The organism is Paenibacillus sp. DS2015, from assembly GCF_050433705.1.
In the GTDB taxonomy this organism is placed as follows: Bacteria; Bacillota; Bacilli; order Paenibacillales; family Paenibacillaceae; genus Paenibacillus_AQ.
Window position 1 is genome coordinate 88,701 of record NZ_JBNPWS010000008.1, and the last position, 24,263, is coordinate 112,963.

22 protein-coding genes are annotated in these 24,263 nt (G+C 40.4%); 4 read left to right on the forward strand and 18 right to left on the reverse strand.

Translation table 11 applies throughout. The annotated features are described in order from the left end of the window. Window positions 1-43 precede the first annotated feature (43 nt). The gene (locus tag J2T13_RS09655; RefSeq protein ID WP_429370656.1) at window positions 44-769 is read right to left on the reverse strand and encodes a phosphonate ABC transporter ATP-binding protein; all 726 of its coding nucleotides are present in this window, start codon (window positions 767-769) and stop codon (window positions 44-46) included. Window positions 770-1,160: 391 nt separating this feature from the next. On the opposite strand from J2T13_RS09655, the gene J2T13_RS09660 reads away from it, so the two are divergent. Together J2T13_RS09660 and J2T13_RS09665 are read left to right on the forward strand one after the other, a co-directional pair. After that, window positions 1,161-2,078 (forward strand): ArsR family transcriptional regulator, encoded by a 918-nt coding sequence (locus J2T13_RS09660; protein ID WP_429370657.1) that lies wholly within the window; start codon window positions 1,161-1,163, stop codon window positions 2,076-2,078. A gap of 11 nt (window positions 2,079-2,089) precedes the next feature. Next, window positions 2,090-2,851: an HAD family hydrolase gene (locus J2T13_RS09665; protein ID WP_429370659.1), complete on the forward strand. Its 762-nt coding sequence runs from the start codon at window positions 2,090-2,092 to the stop codon at window positions 2,849-2,851. A gap of 36 nt (window positions 2,852-2,887) precedes the next feature. Here J2T13_RS09665 and J2T13_RS09670 read toward each other — a convergent pair whose 3' ends face one another. The 15 genes from J2T13_RS09670 to pdhA form a co-directional block, all read right to left on the reverse strand. Next, window positions 2,888-5,131 (reverse strand): DNA topoisomerase 3, encoded by a 2,244-nt coding sequence (locus tag J2T13_RS09670; protein WP_429370831.1) that lies wholly within the window; start codon window positions 5,129-5,131, stop codon window positions 2,888-2,890. A 630-nt stretch (window positions 5,132-5,761) separates the two neighbouring features. Beyond that, window positions 5,762-6,145, reverse strand: coding sequence for a VOC family protein (locus tag J2T13_RS09675; RefSeq protein ID WP_429370661.1), 384 nt, complete (start codon window positions 6,143-6,145; stop codon window positions 5,762-5,764). 4 nt (window positions 6,146-6,149) lie between these two features. After that, window positions 6,150-6,848, reverse strand: a complete 699-nt coding sequence (locus J2T13_RS09680) for an SAM-dependent methyltransferase (protein ID WP_429370663.1) — start codon at window positions 6,846-6,848, stop codon at window positions 6,150-6,152. Between the two features lie 61 nt (window positions 6,849-6,909). Continuing rightward, a complete protein-coding gene (locus tag J2T13_RS09685) occupies window positions 6,910-7,299 on the reverse strand; it encodes a tautomerase family protein (RefSeq protein WP_429370665.1) in 390 nt (129 codons plus the stop codon). 116 nt (window positions 7,300-7,415) lie between these two features. Then, a complete protein-coding gene (locus J2T13_RS09690; RefSeq protein ID WP_429370666.1) occupies window positions 7,416-7,649 on the reverse strand; it encodes an ROK family protein in 234 nt (77 codons plus the stop codon). 236 nt (window positions 7,650-7,885) lie between these two features. Next, on the reverse strand, window positions 7,886-9,361 hold the full coding sequence (locus J2T13_RS09695; RefSeq protein WP_429370668.1) for an amidase family protein: 1,476 nt from the start codon (window positions 9,359-9,361) through the stop codon (window positions 7,886-7,888). A 279-nt stretch (window positions 9,362-9,640) separates the two neighbouring features. Beyond that, complete coding sequence (locus tag J2T13_RS09700; protein ID WP_429370670.1) at window positions 9,641-10,870, reverse strand: extracellular solute-binding protein; 1,230 nt, start codon at window positions 10,868-10,870, stop codon at window positions 9,641-9,643. 5 nt (window positions 10,871-10,875) lie between these two features. Further along, the gene (locus J2T13_RS09705; protein WP_429370672.1) at window positions 10,876-12,519 is read right to left on the reverse strand and encodes a methyl-accepting chemotaxis protein; all 1,644 of its coding nucleotides are present in this window, start codon (window positions 12,517-12,519) and stop codon (window positions 10,876-10,878) included. Window positions 12,520-12,885: 366 nt separating this feature from the next. Continuing rightward, window positions 12,886-14,373 (reverse strand): glutamate synthase subunit beta, encoded by a 1,488-nt coding sequence (locus J2T13_RS09710; RefSeq protein WP_429370674.1) that lies wholly within the window; start codon window positions 14,371-14,373, stop codon window positions 12,886-12,888. A 174-nt stretch (window positions 14,374-14,547) separates the two neighbouring features. Beyond that, the gene (locus J2T13_RS09715; RefSeq protein ID WP_429370676.1) at window positions 14,548-15,039 is read right to left on the reverse strand and encodes a dihydrofolate reductase; all 492 of its coding nucleotides are present in this window, start codon (window positions 15,037-15,039) and stop codon (window positions 14,548-14,550) included. A 16-nt stretch (window positions 15,040-15,055) separates the two neighbouring features. Continuing rightward, on the reverse strand, window positions 15,056-15,850 hold the full coding sequence (locus J2T13_RS09720; protein WP_429370678.1) for a thymidylate synthase: 795 nt from the start codon (window positions 15,848-15,850) through the stop codon (window positions 15,056-15,058). 264 nt (window positions 15,851-16,114) lie between these two features. Further along, complete coding sequence (lpdA, locus tag J2T13_RS09725) at window positions 16,115-17,536, reverse strand: dihydrolipoyl dehydrogenase (protein WP_429370680.1); 1,422 nt, start codon at window positions 17,534-17,536, stop codon at window positions 16,115-16,117. A gap of 2 nt (window positions 17,537-17,538) precedes the next feature. Further along, window positions 17,539-18,846 carry a dihydrolipoamide acetyltransferase family protein gene (locus tag J2T13_RS09730; protein WP_429370682.1) on the reverse strand — a complete coding sequence of 436 codons (1,308 nt, stop codon included), beginning with the start codon at window positions 18,844-18,846 and terminating at the stop codon, window positions 17,539-17,541. Window positions 18,847-18,881: 35 nt separating this feature from the next. Continuing rightward, window positions 18,882-19,859 (reverse strand): alpha-ketoacid dehydrogenase subunit beta, encoded by a 978-nt coding sequence (locus J2T13_RS09735; protein ID WP_429370683.1) that lies wholly within the window; start codon window positions 19,857-19,859, stop codon window positions 18,882-18,884. A gap of 67 nt (window positions 19,860-19,926) precedes the next feature. Further along, window positions 19,927-20,994: a pyruvate dehydrogenase (acetyl-transferring) E1 component subunit alpha gene (gene pdhA, locus J2T13_RS09740; RefSeq protein ID WP_429370685.1), complete on the reverse strand. Its 1,068-nt coding sequence runs from the start codon at window positions 20,992-20,994 to the stop codon at window positions 19,927-19,929. 256 nt (window positions 20,995-21,250) lie between these two features. Here pdhA and J2T13_RS09745 point away from each other — a divergent pair, with 256 nt between their 5' ends. After that, complete coding sequence (locus tag J2T13_RS09745; RefSeq protein ID WP_429370687.1) at window positions 21,251-21,982, forward strand: alpha/beta hydrolase; 732 nt, start codon at window positions 21,251-21,253, stop codon at window positions 21,980-21,982. Between the two features lie 189 nt (window positions 21,983-22,171). On the opposite strand, the gene J2T13_RS09750 is transcribed toward J2T13_RS09745, so the two are convergent. Both J2T13_RS09750 and J2T13_RS09755 read right to left on the reverse strand, forming a co-directional pair. Next, window positions 22,172-22,636, reverse strand: a complete 465-nt coding sequence (locus J2T13_RS09750) for a low molecular weight protein-tyrosine-phosphatase (RefSeq protein ID WP_429370688.1) — start codon at window positions 22,634-22,636, stop codon at window positions 22,172-22,174. Window positions 22,637-22,650: 14 nt separating this feature from the next. Beyond that, window positions 22,651-23,295: a trimeric intracellular cation channel family protein gene (locus tag J2T13_RS09755; RefSeq protein WP_429370833.1), complete on the reverse strand. Its 645-nt coding sequence runs from the start codon at window positions 23,293-23,295 to the stop codon at window positions 22,651-22,653. A 150-nt stretch (window positions 23,296-23,445) separates the two neighbouring features. Here J2T13_RS09755 and J2T13_RS09760 point away from each other — a divergent pair, with 150 nt between their 5' ends. Next, the gene (locus tag J2T13_RS09760; protein ID WP_429370689.1) at window positions 23,446-24,087 is read left to right on the forward strand and encodes a thiamine diphosphokinase; all 642 of its coding nucleotides are present in this window, start codon (window positions 23,446-23,448) and stop codon (window positions 24,085-24,087) included. Window positions 24,088-24,263: the final 176 nt, after the last annotated feature.

A 24,263-nucleotide genomic window follows, 5' to 3' on the forward strand; every position in this document is an offset into this window, starting at 1 on the left:
AATTTATACACCCGACATCACTCTTTTCTATAGAAAGCTCTTGTTAGAGCATATTCTTCTCTTGCATTGTAAGACGGCGTCCCTGCACATCAAATACCACTTTACCGCTAGAAAGCCCTATGATACGGCTAGCATACTTCTCTGCTAATTCTAACGAAAGAACGCTAATAATCGTAACTTTATCTTCCTCACATAATTTCTGCAAATGACTGATCACACTTTCTGCAGATTTAGGATCTAGACCAATCACAGGCTCATCTGCTAATATGACCTTGGCTCCATGAACCAACGCTCGTGCAATAGCAATTCTCTGTCGCTCACCACCACTTAACTGGTCACTCTTGAAATGAGCTTTCTCCAATAGGCCTAAATTCTCAATAACGTCCATTGCTCCCATATAATCATCAGACCGAACCATACCTGTTAGCATTCTCCACCAAGGTGTCTGACTGGACTGACCAATAAGAACATTCTTAAGTGCAGTTCTCTTCAGATTAACATGAGGATTCTGTTCTAAGTATGCCCTCTCACGCTTCAACTTGCTTTTAACAGTTATCCCCGCATCTGTTACATTTACACCATCTACGATAAGATTCCCTTGGTCCCATTTCTCACGAACAGCGAGACATCGAAGTAACGTCGTTTTGCCACTTCCACTAGGTCCCACAAGAGCAATCATTTCACCGTTAAATATGTCCATATTAATATCGTTAAGAATGGCTATTTTATCTACACCTATAAATTTGGTTAAATGTTGAACTTTAATCATAGTTCTAACGCTCCTCTTGGTGCTTTTCCTATAGTGTATTGGAAACGACACCTAAATTCCATGCTGATAGTATCAACATTATCATACTTCCCACATCGTGAGTACCTATTAGAAGAAGCTTCAAGAAAATTTGTAGTCCATTTAACTGAAGACGGCTATTCACTCTTACTCCCAATCATTCGTATAATAAAGCGAAAATAAGCATATACCATGCTATATAGAAATACTGCGAAAACGATACATGAATAGATAGATTATAATGTCGTTTCTCATGATGTTATTAGTGGACACACGTCTATTCTCCATAAACTATACACATTATAGTAGACAACCCCTTACAGGACAAGCATAATGAAATAAGTGTATCATTTCACGGAAGGGTATGGATTACATGAACTATGAAGTTAAAATAGATGTATCTCCGATCTATGAATTAATGGGAAGCTTTATGGTATATATCTCGAAAAAGTGGGTCGACAACTTAGATATGGGGCCTAAATGGGTCGACGAAGTAGAACAACGTCTTCAACCAGATGTAAGAGCAACTTTAGCTACGGCAGCTGTATGGCCTTTCTCTGATTATGATGTCTTATACGTATGGGCTGGTAAAAGGCTTCATAGCGATTCCATTGATGCTTTTCTGGAGCAGTTATTACAATCTACTGATGTTGAGCTCTTCGACATGGTTTCACCCTATCTTCCAACACTAGAACCCGTTGACGCCAGACGGATCAGAGATGATTATGTACCTGTGCTGAAGTTATGGTATGAACATTATTTTAAAGAAATAGAAGATGAAATTACACCACTTATTGAAGAAGATGCACTTGAGAAAAGAACTCTTTTGAGTAAAATGGACCCTGAGAAATTAATTGAGTATGCTTCTGGTGGATTGGTTATCGAAGATATTCCAGGGCTAAATACAGTTGTTCTATTCCCTACCGTTCACAATAGACCTGTAAACACATACTGTTTCTATACAGGGATGCTACTTATTCAATACCCCGTAGATGTACCGGAAGAAATTGATGATGAGCCACCGATGTGCCTTACTCGCATGACTTATGCACTCTCTAATCTGAAACGACTCCGTATACTACGTTACGTCGGTGATCAGCCTAAATCACTGATGGACATGAAGAATGCATTGGACCTTCCTGTGGAAAAATTAGTACATCACTTAACGATTCTGAGGGTGGCGGGTCTACTCCGTATCCATCTAGGTGATCAGAACAATGATAAATTCAGCATCCGGGCTGAAGGAGCAGCAGAACTCCAAATATTTCTTGAATCTTATATTCGTCTTTAGGAGTGAATCGTTTGAATACAAGACAGCAGATCCTATTTGATTTGGATGATACACTTATACACTGTAATAAATATTTCGGGCTAATCCTTGGGCAGTTCTTTGAAGTCATTCAGGATTGGTTCGCTGAATATGAAATAACTACGGAAGACATTAGAAAGAAGCAGATCGAAATTGATATTGCCTCTGTCCATAGCGTTGGATTTAAAAGTGGTAACTTTCCACGCTCTCTAATTGAAACTTACCGTTTCTTCAGCAAGAAGTACAATCGCAAAATGGACCGTTTCGAAGAAGCCCAATTACACAAACTTGGCATTAGTATTTATGAGCAAGAAGTAGAGCCTTATCCAGGCATGGTTGAGACGCTCGAATCCTTAAAAAGTAAGGGTCACGATCTCTATCTCTATACTGGTGGAGAGACAGCTATTCAACAACGTAAAATTGATCAAATGAAATTAAGTATGTATTTCAATGATCGGATCTATATTCGTGAACATAAAAATGTGAGTAGCCTCGAACAAATTATAAGCACTGGGAACTTTAATCGTGGATCCACATGGATGATTGGAAATTCCCTTAGAACGGACGTAATCCCAGCACTCACGGCTGGATTATGCAGTATCTACATCAAAATTTCCAATGAATGGGAGTATAATATTGTAGATCTTGATCAATCGCCTGATCACGTATTATATACAGTGGATTCTATTGAACAAGTGCCTGAAACCATTCAACACAAGATAACGAATGACCCCAAGCAACGGACCCTAGATTAAAGGGTCCTTTATTGTCTTAGTGCCCATTAATCCAATCTATTCCTGCGATTCAAGCACAAGCTTACCCGTCGCCTGATTCTCTAACACTATACGTGCTTTGTAAGCTTGCCCATCGTTGTCTTTAAAACTAAGCAGTTGTGTGCGGCCGGAAGACAGTAGCGACTTAAGCATAGATAATGTGATTATCTTACCTTCATGTTCTTTCCATATTACGAACCCGCAGCCTTCTTTAAACCGATTGCAGCCGTAACCTTTGCGGCCTTCTATAATATGTCCCATACAACCCTCTCTAGGACACGTTCCTAACTCCTGTCTTTCTCCGGGTTGAGCTGAAGAAGAAGCCTTAGTCGAAGTTGTGACTTTGCTCGTTGCCTTAGACTTAGCATTGGTCTTAGTCTGACTCCCTTTTACCGTGTTCCCAGTGTCTTCACTACCAAACAAGGACGGAGGTGCAGATCGTTGTGTAGATACTTTATCAATGATAGATATTGTGAATTTCTGAACATTATCCATAAATTTCTCAGAGGCAGCTTCCCCTTTAGAAATTTGATGCAATCTACGTTCCCACTGACCTGTCATTTCTGGCGATGTCAGTAACTCGATCCCCGCTAGCCGAATCAACTCAATCGTTGATCTACCTTTCTGGGTGATCGTTATTCTTTTACCTTGCATGATAATATATCCAACTTTTTTGAGACGCTCGATGGTTGCGGCGCGTGTAGCCGGTGTTCCAAGTCCGCTATCCTTCATTGCATCACGTAATTCATCATTCTCAATGCTCTTTCCAGCACTCTCCATAGCTTTCAGAAGTGTACCCTCGGTGAAGCTCTTAGGTGGCTGTGTTGCCTTCTCCTTCGCTTCACTATCGAAGCATTCCACAGGTTGATCATTATCAATGGTGAAGACACGATCATTCCACTCTACATTCTCATCTTCTTCCTCGTTCTTGCCACCCTTACCTGACTTACTCCCCGTCTTCTCGCTCTTAATCAGAACCTTCCAACCTAATGAGAGCAACTCCTTAATTCCTGTCTTGAACATTTCTCCCTCTACTAAGGTGAGAACCGTGTGCTGCTTGTACAGCGCAGGCGGGTAGAACTGTGATAAAAAGCGGATCACCACTAAGTCGTATAATTGCTGCTCATCTTTACTTAATGAGCCGGGTTTCTTCAATGTAGGTAGAATGGCATGGTGATCCTCCACCTTGGTTGGATTACAGACTGACTTGTTATTTTTATGAACAAGATTGGCATCTGCTCCTTCTACCATCTCTTTATAAGTCGTCGATTTCAGCATATTTAGCGCTTTGTGCATACCCTCAATATTCTGTTCCGTCACATAGTTAGAGTTCGTACGCGGATACGAGATCACTTTGTGCTTCTCATAAAGAGCCTGAGCAATATCTAACGTATGCTTAGCGGAAAAGCCAAATTTAGCATTCGCTTCCCGTTGGAGTAGTGTCAGATCATACAATTTAAAAGGATACTCTTTCGTCTCCTTCACTTCATACTTATCAATTGTACCCTTCTTCCCCTTCACTTTGGTGGAGATCCGCTCGGCTGCTTCCTTTGAGGTCAGTCGGTCACCTTGCCACGAACCCACATACTCTAATGTCTCTTGTCTAAAGTTAGCTTTGACATCGAAATAGGTTAGCGAATCAAAAGCTTCAACCTCTTTCTGTCGATCGTAGATAAGTGCCAAAACAGGAGTCTGAACTCGTCCAACAGTTAGCAGTGTGTTATGTCGAGTCGTAAAAGCTCTTGATCCATTCATTCCGATCAACCAATCCGCTTCACTCCGCGCACGTGCCGCTTGTGTTAAATTATGAAATTCTGCCCCGTCCTTCAACTCTTTAAATCCACGTGAAATACTCTCCGAGGTTAAATCGGATATCCACAATCGCTTCACAGGCTGTTTAAGGTCTAGTTGCTGCTGTATCAACGCAAATATGTACTCCCCTTCCCTCCCGGCATCACAAGCATTAACGATACGATCACAACGTTTAGCCAACTCTCCAATCGTCTTGAGCTGGTCCTTCGTTTTGGGATGAGGTACTATTTTGAACGATTCGGGTAAAATCGGTAGGTCACGAAAATTCCATCTCTTATATTTGGGATCGTATGCTTCAGGGTCAGCTAAGCCAACCAGATGTCCAATCGCCCAAGTAATAATATAATTGTCTCCTTCCAAATAAGTACGTGAGTTCTTCGCCCGTGGTTCAATCACGGCAGAAATATTACGTCCCATATCTGGTTTTTCGGCGATAACAAGCGTCTTCAAGCGGAAAATCCCCTCTCTTTCCGTTGCGGTAAACACTTTATAATAAAGGCCCCACTCCGTTAAGAAGAGGACTTTTGCCACATGCAAAAGTCCTCTTCTCTTTCTTGCTGTGTTGATTATTATAGCACAAAAAATCGGATTTTGTCCGATTCTTGTGAACATCAATATCCTTTTTTACGAACGTACGGTCCTATGTACTGAGTTTCGCTTAGAATTGTTATGTAATGTTTATAAATTGTACTCTTGGGAGTATTTGGTGTATCTTTGTAACAATTAAACAAAACATATGCGTAATAGGAGTACTAGTAAAAAGGAGGAAAAATATGATTTGGGTGATTGTCTTTTTATTTCTACTGGTAACGACATTAGGCTTTATAGTTATGTACAAACTTATTGGGTTAATACCTAAGGTCAATAAGGTTACTGCAAGTATTATATCTATAATCCTCATAGGTATTTTCACTTATGAGTGGATAAATAACATATCAAACCAATTGTTTGTGCCTATGCCCTAATCTAAAAAACAAGAATTGAAGATCTCACATTTTTCGACTCAAGACAGCATTAAAAGCCCCCCTCTATGAAGGGGCTAAAGTTCGTTCATTTCTAATAGCTCGAAGAAATACTCACTTACCCAATAGAAGTGCAAATTTCAATATAGTGTCCATCTGGATCTGCAACGTAAGCAACGGTTTGCCCCCATGGCTTGGTAACAGGTTCCTTGATGATGATAACCCCTTGTTCACGTAGCGATTCGATTGTAGCTGCAACATCTTCTACTACAAATCCGATCTCAAATGTTTGTGTTGAAGCAACCTCTTCTGGAATATCTAAACCAATAATCTCGTTGACTGACTTACGTGTGTTAATAGATAAAGTCGTTGCACCCGTATCAAATTCAACATAAGTATCCTGCTGCATCTTCACGGGCAACCCAAGAATACCTTTGTAGAACTCCATGGTTTTGTCAAAATCGTTCACATATAAGATAATGTACTTCATTGTTAATTTCATAAATTCACCCTTTTCCCCTATTTATCTTCAACATCGTATTTGCACCCTTTAGAAATTCATAAGGAACCTTTATTTCTTCTGTCGTCCACCCTTGGGCGTGTATGAATGCAAGTATCTCATCTAAATATTCATATCTTCTGCTTAATCCATCCACTAGGGGAAAGATACGAATTTCTTTCTGCGTAACTCTCATAAGTTCTTGTATAGTCTTCATATGAAAATCATAATCTAACTTGTCTGCGTACATAAACAACAGATGTGCCGATAACGTTAACTCAATTTCTCGATCTGAAAATGGAAGTTCCGGTAAAAATGCGGGTACATAACGCGCTGGTGAGTGTTTCATGTCTCGCACGCACTCCGTCAATGCTTGTACTCTATGTTGTTTAAGCTCCGCGATTGACTTAAAATAATTCCATACATAATCGTTTTGTAACTTCTCCACGTATTCTATTGCATGTTCAATGTCCTCTAAGCCCTTCTTCTCAAGTTCATTAACAGGATGATAATACGCAATGTCCGTAGCTGTTACATCTATACCATTCTGGTTAGCAATGGCTGTAAAAGAACACGCACCCGCAGGACAATCTAATATCTTTCTCCCCGCTAATTCTTCTCTCGTTAGGTTAAATATTTTCAAGTATTCATCGAACGTTCTCCCAATAAAAACAACACGACTTAAGTTTACCTCTGCTAGACTCATCTCATCTCACCTTTCTCAGCTCAACTACAATTTGTGACGAACTCGCCTTTGTATTAATTAACTACACATTAACATTATAGTTAAGTTGCAGTTCATCACCAGGTAATCCACGAATTCCCCAATTCGACTTTGGACTCTCAACAATCGTTATTTCTACGTCCTGCGGAGTAATCTGCAAATGGTTATGGATATTATTAAAAAGTAATCGAATTAATTTTTTTTTGGAATCCACTGAACGTCCTTCAAAAATGCTTATTTCGATAATCGTATATGCTTCTGTTCGGTCAGAGGCGTAACAAAGATCTTCCTTATCCATTGGGAAAAACCGATGAAACTTCTTGTCCAATGGATATTTAAAAGCCTCCACTACACAATCATGAATGATTTCCGATAATCTTCCCTTGATCGGATTCAAATTCTCCTTAAGTCCAAAAACTTTCACTTGAGCCATGCTCCTCATCTCACCTTTCTCATCTCAACTATTCTCAGCTTAGCTATTTTCCATTAATACCCAAAGTATATCAGAGGTTGGGGAATCATGTCACCCCCTTTACTTATGAAGACATCTTACGATTGGCGTACACAGCTGCCGACATTCCACCCCCCGACGATAATGACTTCCGGGTTTAATAGATTGATTACACTAGAGAGGCCGAATCCAAGAATATTACCTATTTCATGCATAACATTTATGGCTAAGGAATCCCCTAAGTTGTAAGCTTCTGAAATTATTTTGGCTGTTATTTTAGTTGGATCATCTTCAACACATTTTTGAATGATGCTCGTTTCACCTTCCTCCAAATATCGATATAAACAGGGAAAGCAAACTCACTTCTCATGTAATTCACAACATGAATGTTCTCCCATTCTGGAAAATTTGGAGAGAATATAGATAGACCTTTTGCTGCTTCTGTGCGGTCACTTCATTCATGTATGACTTGGAATTCCGTATTGAAAATAGCCGACTTGATATGGGTTCCACCAAGGTCTACGCCGATGATAGACTCACTTATCATGATCCTTGCTCTCATTCAAATTCAATCCAACTGAGGTGGAATACGGTGATTTGTCGCTTGTTCAAATCCGTATGCAATTTTGATCAACGTAGGTTCACTAAATGCTCTACCTGAGAAGACCACTCCAAATGGACCTTTTGTTGAATCACCATCTGCGTCAATCATGCCATGGGATGAATAACCTGCCGGAACAGAAATCAAAGGGTAACCCAATCGTGCTGCAATGTACATTCCATCCACATCTCCAGGTAACATTAATGCATCTAGACTATATTTTTCTAACACAGCATCAATCCCTTGGCTTAGCGCTAACTCATCATACGCCTGCTTTTTCTGTAAATAGATTTGTTCGGTCAGTGTTGTTTCTTCTGATCTGATGAGCGTATCTTGCCCATATTGTAAAGCTACGTCCGCATGTTTCTCATTATATTCAATCAATTCTTGCAAAGAATGAATCGGCGCGGAATCAGCTAATTGCGATAAGTACTGATTAAGACCCTTCTTAAACTCATAGCAGATGACATCATTATTCCAATTATTATGTTCGACATGTAGCGTCACTGGGTCTACGATTGTGGCACCTTCGTTTCTCAAGGTCGTAATGGCAGCTTCCATAATCACAAGTCTTTCCTCGTCTAAATGATTATAATAGTATCTTGGAATACCTATTCTTGCATGACGTATAAAATTCACATCTAAAAAAGGTGTGTAATCTTGAAAAGTAACACCTGTGCTCGCACACGTAGCCTGATCATACTCGTCAACCCCTGTTAATGCACCTAAGATAATAGCTGCGTCTGAAACCGTTCTAGCTATAGGTCCAGGCGTATCCTGACTACTAGAAATAGGGATAATCCCTGTTCGGCTAGCTAATCCGACAGTAGGTTTAATCCCTACTAGAGAATTCTGACTTGCAGGTCCAACAATAGAACCTGCTGTTTCCGTCCCTATCGCCGCTGCTCCCAAATTTGCAGCTATAGCAGCAGCCGGTCCTGAGCTAGACCCACTAATAAATATCTCCCCTGGACCATATGGATTTAGAACAAGCCCACCTCGTGAACTATACCCCGCAGGCATCTTACTAGACATGAAGTTGGACCATTCAGACATATTTGTTTTCCCGAGAAGAACAGCACCTGCTAAGCGAAGCTTTGCAGCTATAAATGAATCCTTAGCCGCCATTGATTCAGCTAACGCTACCGACCCAGCACTGGTATGCATATTATCCCCTGTATCTATATTATCCTTCAATAAAATAGGAATACCGTGCAATCTTCCACGACTTCCCTTTTCGATACGCTCTTTGTCTAAAGCTCTCGCTATATGTATCGCATCTGGATTTATTTCTAATATCGAGTTAATTCTCGAATCGTACTTATCTATTCGATCTAAATATATTTGGACGAGCTGTTCTGAAGTTAAAGAACCTGCCTCCATCGCTGTCTGCATACTTGTAATATCTGCTTCTATAATCCATTCCTGTAGGTCAATACTCACTTTAGCAACACCCCTTATTATGAAAAAATTAGCCCTTGTTCGACATGAGTAACCCTGAACTCTATACTCATATTCATTATTATAATAACAAACCATGAAAGATTTGGCTGGTAAAAAACAATTATTAATTTAACTATCCTGCTTTTAATAAAATGAGCAAGGCTGCCGAGGCAGCCTTGCTCATTGTTGTACTTTAAAATTCAATTCTATACAAACTTACCTCTTGTTACTTAGCCTCTCTCTTACCAATTAATAGTTGAGTAATATAAACTTCGTCTATCAATCTATTTTGAGGAGACTTTTCCAGGCTGTCTCAATATGGGTAACCCCTTCTTGTACCGTTTGTTTTCCGAGCAGAATATCGGTGAGGTTAGGAGAGAAATCGTTAAACATTTGTGCTCCTTCCGGAATCAAAGGACGCGCCTTCGCTGTATCTACCTGCTCCTTAAACCCTTGCACAATCGGATCGCTCGCCAACATCTCATCTTCATAGACGCTCACTTGCGTCGGGAGTGTCTTAAGCTTTTGTGATTGCAACAATTGCGTCTCAGCGCTCGTTAGATAACGGATTAATTCATAAGCTTCCTGCGGAACTTTACTGTATTTGGAGATCACCAAACTATGTCCACCTATCGGAGATCCCTGTCCCTTGGGTCCTTTAGGGATCTGGGAGATTCCAAGATTGGTTGCATCCTTGAATTCACTTCCTGTCAGAACATCCGTTACAGCCCATGGACCATTAATAATCATAGCTGACTTGCCTTCTTTAAAATCATTCATCATTTTATTATAGGAGTCAGTAAAATCTGGATAAGGTTGGGTCACCTTTTCCTGTCTCAGTTTGAGCATGAACTCGAAGCCTTTCTTCGAGTCTTCCGACGCTATCTCTATTTTTCGGTCATCCGTGATTGTGCCTCCTCCGAATGCCCAAAGATACGGTAAAGCATAATAGGAATTTTCAGAGATATAAATGCCATATCGGTTTTTTTGAGTAACAGCCTTAGCGACTCCAAATAAGTCGTCCATCGTGGCAGGAGGTGTTGAATAGCCCGCTTCCTTCAGTAACCGCTTGTTGTATAAAAGCGCTGGCGCTTCCAATACGGATGGCAAACCATACAGATTACCCTGATATTCATCAGACTTTAGGGCGGATTCAACGTAACTGGACAGATCTGCATCAGAAGCCAACGTATTCAATGGGTACAGTATATCCAGATCGGCATATTCGGGTATCCATGAATTATCTGACCGGAACACATCGATTGTTTGGCTACCTAACATCGCTGTCTTAAACTGATTCGAAGCTGTAGCAAAAGGAACCTGAACCATTGTAACCTTCACATTGGGATGTTCCTTCTGAAAAGCATTGATACGTTCTTGAAAAAATGTTGTTTCCTCACCATCTGTAGTACTCCAAAACGTTAATGTGACTGGCTGTTCCGCTAACTCTGAGCAAGAAGTGAGGATAAACATCATAAGCAGAATACTTGCTGTTAGTAGTTTTTTCATCCTGTTCATACACCCTTATCTTTTTCTAATTTAAATTTACCGATCAAATCACTTAATTCTTCTGCCAAGCTAGCCAAAGATGTAGATGATGCTGAGATTTCTTCCATGGAAGCAAGCTGCTGCTCAGTAGAAGCTGAAACACTATGTGTACCCGATGCATTTTCTTTGGCTATATTGGAAATACGCGTGATGCTCGCAACAACTTTTTCAGTATTCACCATAATCTGAGCGGTTGATCCCGTTACCTCTTCTGTGTCATTCTGCACCTGTTGGATTAAACTCACAATTCCCTCAAAGGATTGACCGGCCACCTCAATCAGTTGAATCCCTTTTTGTACTTCCAATGTTCCATGCGTCATTTCTGTCACAGCTGTATCAATCTCCACCTGAATACCGGTTACCAGGTCCGAGATTTGATGCGCGGATGCTTTGGACTCTTCTGCAAGGTTACGTACCTCTCTAGCAACGACCGCAAACCCACGCCCTTGTTCACCTGCACGTGCTGCTTCAATGCTAGCATTCAGAGCCAGCACTTCCGTTTGTTTAGCTATATTCATAATGAACTGAATAGCTTGTTCAATTTGACTCGCCTGTTCATTAAGTCCAACGATCACTTCGGAAAGTTTACCGTTACTTCCTTCGATAACCCGAACCTGCTGCATGGCGTTCACAAGGTCACTCTTTCCTTGTAATGCCGTTTGCGAAGTGGTGTTGACGACTTCTAGAACTACCTGACTATTAGCAGCAATCTGATATACGTTATTGGAAAGTTCGGTAATGACCGACATATTATCCTCTACAAGAGTAGCTTGGTGTTCTGTTCCAATATTAATTTCCTGTATAATGGTGGCTATATGTTCAGTCACCAAACTGGTCTGCTCAGCGCTTGCTTGCAGCTGAGTGGAAGAAGCTGCCACCTGTATCGAAACATCCCCGGCACTACTGATCACTGAACGTAAGGATTGAGTCATCGTATTGAATGCATTGGATAGATCCCTCAATTCATCCTTACCTTTGAAACGCAATTCCGGAATGGCTAGATTGCCCTCTGCAACGGTCTGAGCTGATGTTTTCAATACCGTTATACGTCTAGTTAGATATTTCGATAGTACATAAGCAATAATCAGAGAGAGCACTATCGCAATTCCAGCCATAGTGTAATTCACCAGACGAGCCTTTTGGCTGTTGCTAATGATTTCACTCTCTGATTTCTCAATTTCTGCCTGCTCGGATTTAATAAATGAAAGCAAAGAGAATGATATGGGATCAAAAGAATCTCTTGTGAACTGCTGCTGTGCTAGAAGTTCATTCCCCTTTTCCATCAAAGCCATCGTTTCATTAGTATCTTTCAAATAAATGTTCCATTTATCCTTAAACTTACTAATCTGCTTTTTGCCCTCGGTTTCAGAAGTGATGGCTTCCAAGCGCACAAGCTCTTTATCCAAATACTCTATATCCGCTTCAAATCGAGTTTTGAAGTTTCCCTTCAAATGCTCTGGTGCAAGTAAATAGTGTGCCCCATCATCATTAGCTGTTCTAGCGAACAAATTAAGCCGTTGCACAGATTCTAATCGTTTCTCCGACACGAGTATATCACTTGTCAAATCAACAATACGCTGCGTCATATTCGTTGAAATAATCACTGCCACCAAAAATAATAAAATGATTGAACAAAAGCTTAAATATAATTTGTTACGAAGTGAAAAGAACACGCTTATTTCCTCCAGTCGACTTGTGTTAAAAATTCTATGCTGACGATCATCAATCGACAGTCTATGACATTATATCGACACATTCCCCCTAAATATGTATAGACCCGGTTCAATAAATTAATCCAAAAGAACTAAATTTAAATAATTAGACAATATTACTGAGTCTAAATACCTAAAATGATAATTTAACTCCATCACCTCACTTGCTATTTCTCATACTTAATCGTCAATGAAATAAAAAAAAGATATACAAACACTTCGTTAAAGTGTCTGTATATCTTCATTTATACAATCCGTTACTATTTACATAAGTACCGTCGAACCCATCAAGTATTTATCTACTTCACGAGCAGCCTCTCGGCCTTCATTGATAGCCCACACAACTAAGCTTTGTCCGCGTCTCATGTCACCTGCAGCGAATACTTTATCAAGATTGGTCTTGTATTTACCTTTGATTGCTTTTACGTTCGAGCGACGATCCGTGTCCAAACCTAATTTCTCGATCAACGTTTGCTCCGGCCCGTCAAAACCAATAGCGATAAATGCCAATTGTGCTTTGAAAATACGTTCCGTTCCCGGAATAGGTTGATAGATTTTACGGCCTGTATCATCTACGATCCGTTGAATTTGTACGGTGTGTAACTCTTTCAGATTACCCTCATCATCACCAACGAATTGTGTCGTCATGATAGAGAATTCACGTGGATCTTCTCCATGAATTGCCTTAGCCTCTTGCTGTGCATAATCAAGAGTATACACATTTGGAAATTGTGGCCATGGATTAGCAATTGGATCACGTTCTAGTGGCGCTTTATCATGGGTCCCAAATTGAGTGATGCTACTACATCCATGACGCAACGCTGTAGCTACACAGTCTGACCCTGTATCTCCGCCACCGATAACAATGACATCTTTATCCTTAGCAGATATAAATTGTCCATCCTCTAAGTCCGAATCCAAAAAGCTCTTGATCGTTCCATTCAAGTAGTTCATAGCATAATGCACACCGTTCAACTGACTACCTTCAATCTCAAATTGACGTGGCTTTGTAGCGCCTCCGCATAGTACCACAGCATCATACTCATCCACCAATTGCTGAGCTGGAATATTTACGCCGATCTCTGCATTGGTAATAAATTGTATTCCTTCGGCTGCAAGTAAATCTACACGTCGTTGTACTACCCCTTTATCAAGCTTCATTGCAGGAATACCATAAGTGAGGAGGCCTCCGATACGGTCAGCACGCTCATATACAGTAACCGAATGGCCAGCTTTGTTTAGCTGGGCTGCAGCTGCCAGACCCGCTGGACCCGATCCTACAACAGCCACTTTCTTGCCCGTACGTTTCTCAGGTGGATGTGGAACTACCCAACCTTCTTCAAACCCTTTATCTATGATTGCTTGCTCTATAGTTTTGATTGTCACTGGCTCACCGATTAAGCCTACTGTACATGATCCTTCACATGGGGCTGGGCAAACACGACCCGTGAATTCAGGGAAATTATTCGTTTTGTGAAGACGATCAAGTGCTTCTCTCCACAATCCACGATAGATAAGATTGTTCCACTCTGGAATTAAATTGTTTACGGGACATCCCGACGTTCCACCGGCCATATCAATTCCCGAATGACAGTAGGGTGTGCCACAATCCATGCAACGTGATCCCTGTGTCCGTAATTCTTCTTCTAACATGTGTTTGTGAAATTCTTCCCAGTCCTTAATTCGTTCTGCTGGATCCCGGTCAATAGGCAGTTGACGGTTATATTCCATAAATCCTGTTGGTGTAGACATGAACCCATTCCCCCACTTCTCAAATGTCAGCATAACTATATATAATGTCACATAAATATACATTCACTTAAAATATCTTATAAATAATTTTAGCATTTGGAAGTTTGAATGATAAATGGATTATCCGCCTATTTATTTGTACTATTTAACACACAGTTTACATGGTGTGGCATGCTAATCTTGAATGCGCTCATAGAAATTAAAACTATATTGATACGGGTTTTTGTCATCATGGACGCCTGGTATTTGCTCAATGAGTGCCCATTGTGACCAATCTATCTCTGGACATACAATATCTCCCTCGAAATCTTCATCGATCTTAGTTACAATGAGTTGGTTAGCTAATGGCAACCATTCCTCATAGATTTGCGCTCCACCAATAATAATAAGTTCATCATTTAGTGCAAATGTCTTTGCATCTTCTAGTGTATGAATAATGTGCGCACCTGGTGTCGTATACCCAAGGTCACGCGTCATAATAATGTTCGTCCGATTTTTTAGTGGTTTACTTCCAAAAGACTCCCAAGTCTTTCTCCCCATAACGACAGCTTTCCCAAGTGTCTGCTCTTTAAAGAATGCCATATCACGTGGTAGACGCCACGGCATATCATTATCTTTCCCCATGATTCCGCCACGCCCCATGGCCCAGATCATTGTAATTCTCATTGCACTTATCCTCCTCTTATATCGCTACAGGCGCCTTTATCCCTGGATGATGCTTGTAATTGAGAAATTCGAAATCTTCAAATTGATAATCGAAAATAGATTCTGGCTTACGCTTGATTTCTAGAATAGGTAACTCAAAAGGTTCACGCTGTAATTGCGTCTGAACTTGCTCCATGTGATTTGAATAAATATGCACGTCTCCACCAGACCATATGAATTCTCCTGGCTCTAACCCGCACTGCTGCGCTACCATATGAGTTAAGAGTGCGTAACTCGCAATGTTAAATGGAAGTCCTAGGAAGGTATCCACAGACCGCATCGTTAGCATACAAGACAGTTTTCCATTGGCTACATAAAATTGAAATACAAAATGGCACGGAGGTAATTTCATATTATCTATTTCTGCTACATTCCATGCACTAACGATGTGACGTCGTGAATCCGGATTATTCTTAATAGCCTCAATGACATTCGCAATTTGATCAATTCGTTCACCATTCGGTGCTTCCCACGCACGCCACTGTGAGCCATAGACAGGACCTAACTCCCCGTTCTCATCTTCCCACTCGTCCCAAATGGATACGCCATTCTCCTTCAAATACCTAGTATTCGTATCCCCACTAATGAACCACAACAATTCATGAACCACAGATCTGATATGAACTCTTTTCGTTGTCAAAAGCGGAAAACCCTTCGATAGGTCAAAACGAAGCTGACGACCAAATACAGATGTGGTTCCTGTTCCTGTTCGATCTTCTTTTATAGATCCATGTTCCAATACATCCTGCAACAACTCTAAATAATTCTTCAATGTATTACTCACACCTTTCATCTATCATACATGCATTAAGCATAAATTCAGTTTCTCAGTCCGAAGTGATGGTGAATTAGAGCCTTATTTCTGATTAAAAAGGGAATGATCTGACTTCTTAACGTACCTATAAGTGTAACATGTTCACGCCAATCTGATAACTACAAATCATGGATAATTTACAGAACTAACTTATGTATTTTCAATAAAAAAAAAGAAGAAGAAGCATCATATGCTCCTTCTTCTATGATATTAAATCAGAACTTATTTACGCGGTGCGATCATGTGAATCGGATTTCCAAGTGCCAATTCGGCAGCTTCCATCACAATTTCACCTAAAGTTGGGTGAGCATGAATAGTCAACGCGATGTCTTCAAGGGTAGCACCCATTTCGATAGCTAAGCTAAGCTCAGAAATCAAGTTAGAAGCTTCTAGACCTGCAATATGACATCCAAGTACAAGATCTGTACCTTCTTCAGAGATCAGTTTCACGAACCCATCAGGGCTATTCAAAGATAACGCACGTCCATTACCTGCAAATGGGAATTTAGCTACAACAACTTTATAGCCTTTATCCTTCGCTTCTTTTTCTGTGTAACCTACACTTGCACATTCAGGGTCTGTAAAGGCCACTGCTGGGATACATTTGTAGTCTACTACGGAAGGATGACCTGCAATTGCTTCTGCAGCTACTTTTCCTTCATAAGATGCTTTGTGAGCCAATGCAGGACCTGCAACGATATCACCAATAGCGAAAATATGAGGGAAGTTCGTACGTCCTTGATGATCAACTTTTACAAGTCCACGATCAGTCATTTCAATACCTACTAGATCCAAACCAAGTTCACCATCGGTATTTGGACGACGTCCAACCGTAACTAGCAGATAATCAGCAGTTACTTCTTTGGATTCTCCACCTACACTATATTTCACAGTAACGTCTTTATCCGTTTGTGTAGCACTTTCTGCTTTTGCATTCGTGATAATTTCGACACCTGTTTTATTCATGTTCTTAACAACCATCTTCGTCATATCTGGGTCGAATCCGTTAAGCACAGACTCAAGACCTTCAATAATCGTAACTTTGCTTCCAAATTTAGAGAACATTTGACCAAGCTCAGCTCCGATGTATCCTCCACCAATAACAATTAGGCTCTTCGGAATTTCAGGAAGATCTAAGGCTTCAGTTGAAGACATGATACGTCCACCAAATGGAAATGGTTTAAGTTCGATTGGGCGTGAACCTGTTGCGATAATACAGTTCTTGAAACGGTAACGAGGAGATTCGTGGTCATTAAAGACCCGTGCTTCAGTCTCGCTGATGAACATACATTCACCATTGAAAACTTCAACTTTGTTACCTTTCAACAAACCAGCAACGCCACCTGTTAATTTCTTAACCACGCCGTTTTTGAATTCTTGAGTTTTACCAAAATCAACTTTCACGTTCTCAGCAGTTACACCGAATGCAGCACCGTGCTGAGCAGACTCATATTGATGAGCTGCTGCGATCAATGCCTTGGATGGAATACAACCACGGTTAAGACACACACCACCAACAGTTGATTTATCTACGATTAATACTTTTTGACCCAATTGTGCAGCGCGGATAGCAGCTACATAACCACCAGGGCCGGCACCAATGACTAACGTATCGATATCTAAAGAAGCATCTCCTACTACCATGATTAAACCTCCATAACTAGCAGCTCAGGGTTATTGAGCAGCGATTTAATGTAGTTCATAAAGTTTTGAGCTGTTGCACCATCGATAATACGGTGGTCAAAGCTTAGAGATAGTGCCATAACTGGTGCAATTACGATTTCGCCATTTTTGACAACAGCTTTTTCAGAAATACGTCCAGTACCCAAGATCGCAACTTCAGGGAAGTTGATGATTGGTGTGAAGAACATACCCCCAGCAGACCCGATGTTAGAGATAGAAATTGTGCTTCCTCTCATTTCGTTCGCTGCCAACTTACCATCACGTCCACGAGTTGCTAAATCACGAATGGAATCAGCAATCATCCAAATGCTCTTACGATCTGCATCTTTAATGACAGGAACGATCAAGCCGCCTTCTGTGTCTGTAGCAATACCAATATTGTAGTATTTCTTGTATACAATTTCATTTGTTTCTTCATCAATCATAGCATTAAGAACAGGGAATTGACGACTAGCCGCAACCAATGCCTTAACGATGAATGGAAGATAGGTTACTTTAATTCCTTTTTTCTCTGCTGTTGGTTTCATACGCGTACGGAATGATACCAATTCAGTTACATCTACTTCATCCATAATCGTTACATGAGGAGCTGTGTATGCAGATTTAACCATGGCATTAGCAATGATTTTACGAACACCCTTGAAAGGTACGCGATCTTCTTCTGCACTAACATTAACCGCAGCGGCAGCTGATGAAGTTGATGGTGATTGTTTAGCTTCTGGAGTTGCTTCGGCTTTAACGCCTCCACCATTCTTGAATGCTTCAACATCTTCTTTAGTGATTTTACCGTTGTTGCCAGTACCATTAACGTTCGTAATTTCAACACCTTGTTCACGTGCGAATTTACGTACGCTTGGCGTAGCTAGAACATCTTTGTTAGGTGCTGCTGGAACGGATGATTCTCCACCATCTTTTGCATCAGCAGGACTGCTTTGTGCTGGAGAAGAAGTAGTATCTGCACTACCTTTAGCTGCATCTGCTTCTTGTGTAGAATGATCTTCCGATGAACCTTCTTGTTCAGGAACGTCACCTTCTGCATCGATAATGGCTACCACTTCACCTACACGGCACACTTGTCCGTCTTTAGTAAGGACTTCTAGAACAGTACCGTTAACTGGGCAGGGAACTTCAACAACTGCCTTGTCATTCTGTACCTCCATAACGATATCATCATCTGTAACCTTGTCACCTTGTTTAATATGCATTTTAATAATTTCGCCTTCATGTAAGCCTTCGCCTAACTCAGGAAAACGATATTCAAATTTAGCCAATGATATTACCTCCTTTTAAATATGACTGTAGACTCTTAGTATTCCAACACTTTGTTAACAGCAGCAATAATACGAGCCGGTGTTGGAAGCCACGTATCTTCTATTTGAGCAAATGGATAGACTGTATCTGGACCAGCCACACGAAGAACTGGTGCTTCTAGATGCAGAATTGCATTTTCATTGATTTGTGCAATAACTTCAGCAGCGATACCTGCACTCTTTTGTGCTTCTTGAACAACAATCGCACGATTCGTCTTCTTAATAGAAGTAACGATTGTATCAATATCAAGTGGATTCAACGTACGTAAGTCAATAATTTCAGCCTTAATCCCTGATTTCTCCAACTCATCCGCAGCTTTAGTCGCTGTATGAACCATCATTCCATAAGAAATAATCGTCACATCAGATCCTTCACGAACGATGTTAGCTTTACCAAGTTCAATCGTATATTCACCTTCTGGTACTTCCGCACGGAAAGCATGATAAAGATTCAAATGCTCCATGAAGAATACAGGATCGTTATCGCGAATTGCTGCGATTAGAAGTCCTTTTGCATCATAAGGATTAGATGGAACAACTACTTTAATACCCGGTGTTTGAGTAAACAAACCTTCCAAGGAATCCGTGTGTAGTTCTGCTGCTTTAACTCCGCCACCAAAAGGTGTACGGAAAACGATCGGTGCGTTGTAACGTCCACCTGAACGGTAACGCATACGAGCCGCTTGAATCACCATTTGATCAAGTGCTTCAAATATAAATCCAACAAATTGGATTTCAGCGATTGGACGGAATCCTTGAATTCCTAATCCTACTGCCAAACCACCAATAGCGGATTCAGCTAATGGAGTATCAAATACACGTTCTTCCCCAAAAGTCTTTTGCAAACCTTCTGTTACACGGAAAACACCACCAACATTACCTACATCTTCACCGAAGATTAGAACGTTAGGATCGCGTTCCAATTCAACGCGCATCGCATCGCGAATTGCTTCTTTCATGTTCATTTGTGCCATTGCTTCGTATCCTCCTTAAACATTCACGGTTCACGTATCATTACAAACTTAAGAACTTAAATTAATACTATTCGAAATCGGCTTTTTGTCTTTCCAGATGTTCCGGTGTGTTCTCGAACATGCTGTCAATTAGGCCGGATACAGTCATTTTTTCGGTTTTTTCTGCTTTTTTGATTTGTTCATTCACTTCAGCCTTAGCTTCTTCTCTTACACGTGCAGTATCTTCATCAGTCCAAAGACCCTTTTTCGCCAAATACTTAGCAAAACGTGCAATCGGATCCTTTTCGCTCCACTCTACTTCCTCTTCCTTTGTACGATATTTACTAGCATCATCAGACAAGGAATGTGGACGGAAACGATAAGTTACAGCTTCAATCAATGTTGCGCCTTCGCCATTACGGCCACGTTCAGCAGCTTGTTGAACAGCACTAATGACAGCAAATATATCCATACCATCAATCTTAATACCTTTAATACCTGCTGCAACAGCTTTGTGTGCAATTGAAAGAGCAGCTGTTTGTTTAGCGAAAGGTGTTGTAATGGCATAACCATTGTTTTGAACAAAGAAAATAACAGGTAATTTATATACTCCTGCATAGTTCAAACCTTCGTAGAAATCACCTTCAGATGAACCACCGTCACCTGTATATGCAATAGCTACATTTTTTTGTTTTTTTAATTTGTATCCCATTGCAATACCCATTGCATGTAGAATTTGTGCACCAATAATGATTTGTGGCATCAATACGTTGACACCTTCTGGAATTTGACCTCCATGTTGGTGACCACGGGAATAAAGAAATGCTTGATAAAGTGGTAATCCGTGCCATACTAGCTGTGGAATATCACGATATCCAGGACATACAAAATCTTCTTTTTCAAGTGCAAATTCACTTCCGACCATAGTCGCTTCTTGACCAGATACAGGAGCATAGAAACCTAGACGACCTTGACGACCTAAATTCACTGCACGGTCATCCCAAGTACGAGTAAATACCATACGGTACATAATTTCTTTCAATTGATCATCGGTAAGCTTCGGCATCATATCTTTATTAATAATTTCACCATCTGGAGAAAGAACCGATAGGGCTTCTACTTCCTCTGTGTACACTTCATAAGGAACCTTGCTCATTTTCTTCACCTCAACAAAAAAATTTGATTATCATGTGCGCCTGTTATAGGATTATTATACACCTGTTCTATTCGATACGTCAAAGACAATCCACATTTAATTTCAATATTTGAAATTTTGTATGTATAACAGGGTATGAATAATGGTATAACAGTTTTAACGATATTTAAAGAGAATTTCGTATAACAGACTAACTTATCTTAACTTATTGTTTTCTTGATTGCAAAAAAATAACCTCTTGGGATGGTGGAAATTAATGACTGATTCTCGTTATTTAAAACGTACTATAGTAAAAGAACAAATACAAAGCAAGTATCTGAACGAGACTCGAAATCTTCGAATCTATTTACCTCCAGGATATAACGAAATTATTAGCTATCCTGTCGTTTACTGCCAAGATGGAGAAGAATTTTTCAATTTCGGTAGAATAGCCACTCATGCAAATCGGCTTATTCTAGATGAAGGTGTAGAACCTTTTATAATAGTAGGAGTAGAAGTTGATACCTCCATTCGAACTCAAGAATATGCTCCATTTGGAAGCCGGTTTGACAACTACGTGTCTTGCTTTGCTGAAGAAATTGTCCCTTATGTAGAACAGAGATATCATGCGCGCCAAACGCCCGAAGAAAGAATCATTGCAGGTGACTCTCTCGGGGGAAGCGTTTCGCTTCATCTGGCATTACTTTATCCTCATCTTTTCACACGTGTCATAAGTATGTCAGGTGCCTATTATGAAGCATCCCAAGAAATTATTGCCTTAGAGCAAGATTTATCCTGGCTGAGTATCTATATGATTGTAGGACTACAGGAGACTGAATTTCAAGCGGATACAGGTACCTACAACTTTGTTCAACTTAATCGCGATACTAAAATCCTACTTGAAGAACGTGGAGCCAAAATACATTATGATGAGAAGGAAGGACGGCATCAATGGGGTTTTTGGCAAAATGAACTGCCTGATGCCCTTATGTATTTCTTGAAATCATAAAAAAAACCTCGAAATATTCAAGGAGTTCTAAATTAGTCTAATCTATGAACATTTCTAGTTTAAGTCTGGGTGAACACCTCATAATCATTTCTCTGGTTATTCGTTCACCCTTTTTTCTAACGAATACTGAATGCGCTTACAGTCAGTTCGCTAAAAAACGGCATGTTTCTACATGCCATTGTAAGTAAATTATAGCTTATCTTTGATTATCATGTCCAGTAACACACCACACCCGGCATCGATTAGCGCATAGACTTCTTCAAAGTTACCTGTGTAATACGGATCAGGCACTTCGCGCAATACTTCATCAGGTAATAGTTCCATAAAAGGAATGATTGTAGCATTCTCTCCACCTGGTAACTTTCGCAGATTCCCAAGATTAGCTTGATCCATACACAGAACATAATCATACTGATCGAAATCCTGACTCGTAACTTGTCGAGCGATCATGCCTTCATAACTAATTTGATATTCATCCAGAATCTTTCTAGTTCCTTCATGTGGCGGATGACCAATATGCCAATCCCCTGTTCCAGCTGAATCTACGGAAATTTGCCCTTGTAAGTTTTTGCTGGCAATTTTGTTCCGAAGTACTGCCTCTGCCATTGGAGAACGACAGATGTTGCCTAGACATACGAATACAACGTTAATCACTTCACTCTTCCTTCCTAAATTTGCACGTGATTGGTGTCCGTATCGACACCTTTGTTGGGATGTAATGACCGTCGAGGTAATCTCCATTTATAGAATACCGAGAACATTCTGAATATGACAACAGCTACAAATAAGCCTAAGAGTTGCCAAGTAGTATGTAGCCAATTAAGACCGACCGCGGCACCAGCTATCATCGCCCATACAGCATAGATCTCATCTCTCAATACAAGCGGTTTGCGACCTGCAAGCATGTCTCGAATGATTCCACCACCACTACCGGTTAACACAGCCGCAACGATGACTGCAATCAGAGGGTGTTTCATTTCGGTAGCATAAATAGCTCCTTGGATTGCAAATGCGGATAGACCAATGGCATCGAATAAAGCCTCCGTTCTTTTCCAATGCTTAATCCAAGCAAGTGGAAGTACAAAGGCGATACCAATCGAGATTAGCGCCAGCCGAATTAGGAGACCTTCACTCCACAAGGAAGTTACAGGTACGCCAATGAGTACATTACGGATAATTCCACCACCAAATGCAGTCACGAGACCTAACACTACTACACCCAGAATATCATACTCTTCTTCCATCGCTACAAAAGCTCCTGACATGGCAAAAGCAATTGTGCCGATGATGCTTAATACTTCAAAAACATGCATATCCACAATAGCTACCTCTTTCCTAACATGATGCTGTCACCATTGTAGCCGTGACAACCGAAATTGTGCAACTATAAAATCTGAATTATACTATAATTTCAACCCGTTCATTATATCTACACTATCGAAGAATGTTGAGGAGAGAACCGAATGAATCAAAAACGAGTTATCATTTTCTCAGGTGGAAGCTTATCTGTTGATTTTCTAAACGAAATTCAATCCAATGACTTCATCATTGGAGCTGATCGAGGCGCTCTTTTTCTTATAGAACATGGACTACATCCGGATATATCTGTAGGTGACTTTGATTCCGTTACTAATGAAGAAAAAGATAAGATTAGATCCATGAGTGGTAATATTCTCTCTTGCGACCCTATAGATAAAGCACTTACAGATACTGAACTTGCTTTTGAAATAGCCCTCAAAGAAAAACCCACGCAGATTCTCATTATTGGAGGAACCGGCACACGTCTTGATCATACTTTAGCGAACATTCAGATGTTAAAGCTATCCTTAGAACATCACACTTCATGCATGATTATGGACGCCAATAACTGTATCAACATTACGAACTCCATTCTTGAGGTGAACCGTATTGGTTATACATATGTCTCTCTACTCCCGCTTACCTTAGAGGTAACTGGCATTACATTGAAGGGTTTTGAATACCCGTTAACTAATGCGACGCTAACGATGGGCCATTCTTTAGGGATTAGCAACCGTCTTATTGCAGACAAGGCTACGGTATCCATTCAGGATGGACTTCTGCTTGTCATCCAGAGTAAGGACTAGAACAATACATTTTTGTAACTATTTGTATCTACATTTAAAAGCCGCAGATTCCTAGTTCATTAGGGATTTGCGGCTTTTAAAATGTATTTCTAGTGTATTAATTAATATTTTGTAACTTTTAATTGTTTTTTAATAAAGTGACTCAAAGTGTTGGTATGTAGGTTTTTTCGAGGGTG

Bases quoted from the DNA above. Each gene is read 5' to 3' on its own strand.
- J2T13_RS09655 (WP_429370656.1), bottom strand. From the start codon at position 769: ATGATTAAAGTTCAACATTTAACCAAATTTATAGGTGTAGATAAAATA.
- J2T13_RS09660 (WP_429370657.1), top strand. From the start codon at position 1,161: ATGAACTATGAAGTTAAAATAGATGTATCTCCGATCTATGAATTAATG.
- J2T13_RS09675 (WP_429370661.1), bottom strand. From the start codon at position 6,145: ATGAAATTAACAATGAAGTACATTATCTTATATGTGAACGATTTTGAC.
- J2T13_RS09680 (WP_429370663.1), bottom strand. From the start codon at position 6,848: ATGAGTCTAGCAGAGGTAAACTTAAGTCGTGTTGTTTTTATTGGGAGA.
- J2T13_RS09685 (WP_429370665.1), bottom strand. From the start codon at position 7,299: ATGGCTCAAGTGAAAGTTTTTGGACTTAAGGAGAATTTGAATCCGATC.
- J2T13_RS09700 (WP_429370670.1), bottom strand. From the start codon at position 10,870: ATGAAAAAACTACTAACAGCAAGTATTCTGCTTATGATGTTTATCCTC.
- J2T13_RS09710 (WP_429370674.1), bottom strand. From the start codon at position 14,373: ATGTCTACACCAACAGGATTTATGGAATATAACCGTCAACTGCCTATT.
- J2T13_RS09715 (WP_429370676.1), bottom strand. From the start codon at position 15,039: ATGAGAATTACAATGATCTGGGCCATGGGGCGTGGCGGAATCATGGGG.
- lpdA (WP_429370680.1), bottom strand. From the start codon at position 17,536: ATGGTAGTAGGAGATGCTTCTTTAGATATCGATACGTTAGTCATTGGT.
- J2T13_RS09735 (WP_429370683.1), bottom strand. From the start codon at position 19,859: ATGGCACAAATGAACATGAAAGAAGCAATTCGCGATGCGATGCGCGTT.
- pdhA (WP_429370685.1), bottom strand. From the start codon at position 20,994: ATGAGCAAGGTTCCTTATGAAGTGTACACAGAGGAAGTAGAAGCCCTA.
- J2T13_RS09745 (WP_429370687.1), top strand. From the start codon at position 21,251: ATGACTGATTCTCGTTATTTAAAACGTACTATAGTAAAAGAACAAATA.
- J2T13_RS09755 (WP_429370833.1), bottom strand. From the start codon at position 23,295: ATGCATGTTTTTGAAGTATTAAGCATCATCGGCACAATTGCTTTTGCC.
- J2T13_RS09760 (WP_429370689.1), top strand. From the start codon at position 23,446: ATGAATCAAAAACGAGTTATCATTTTCTCAGGTGGAAGCTTATCTGTT.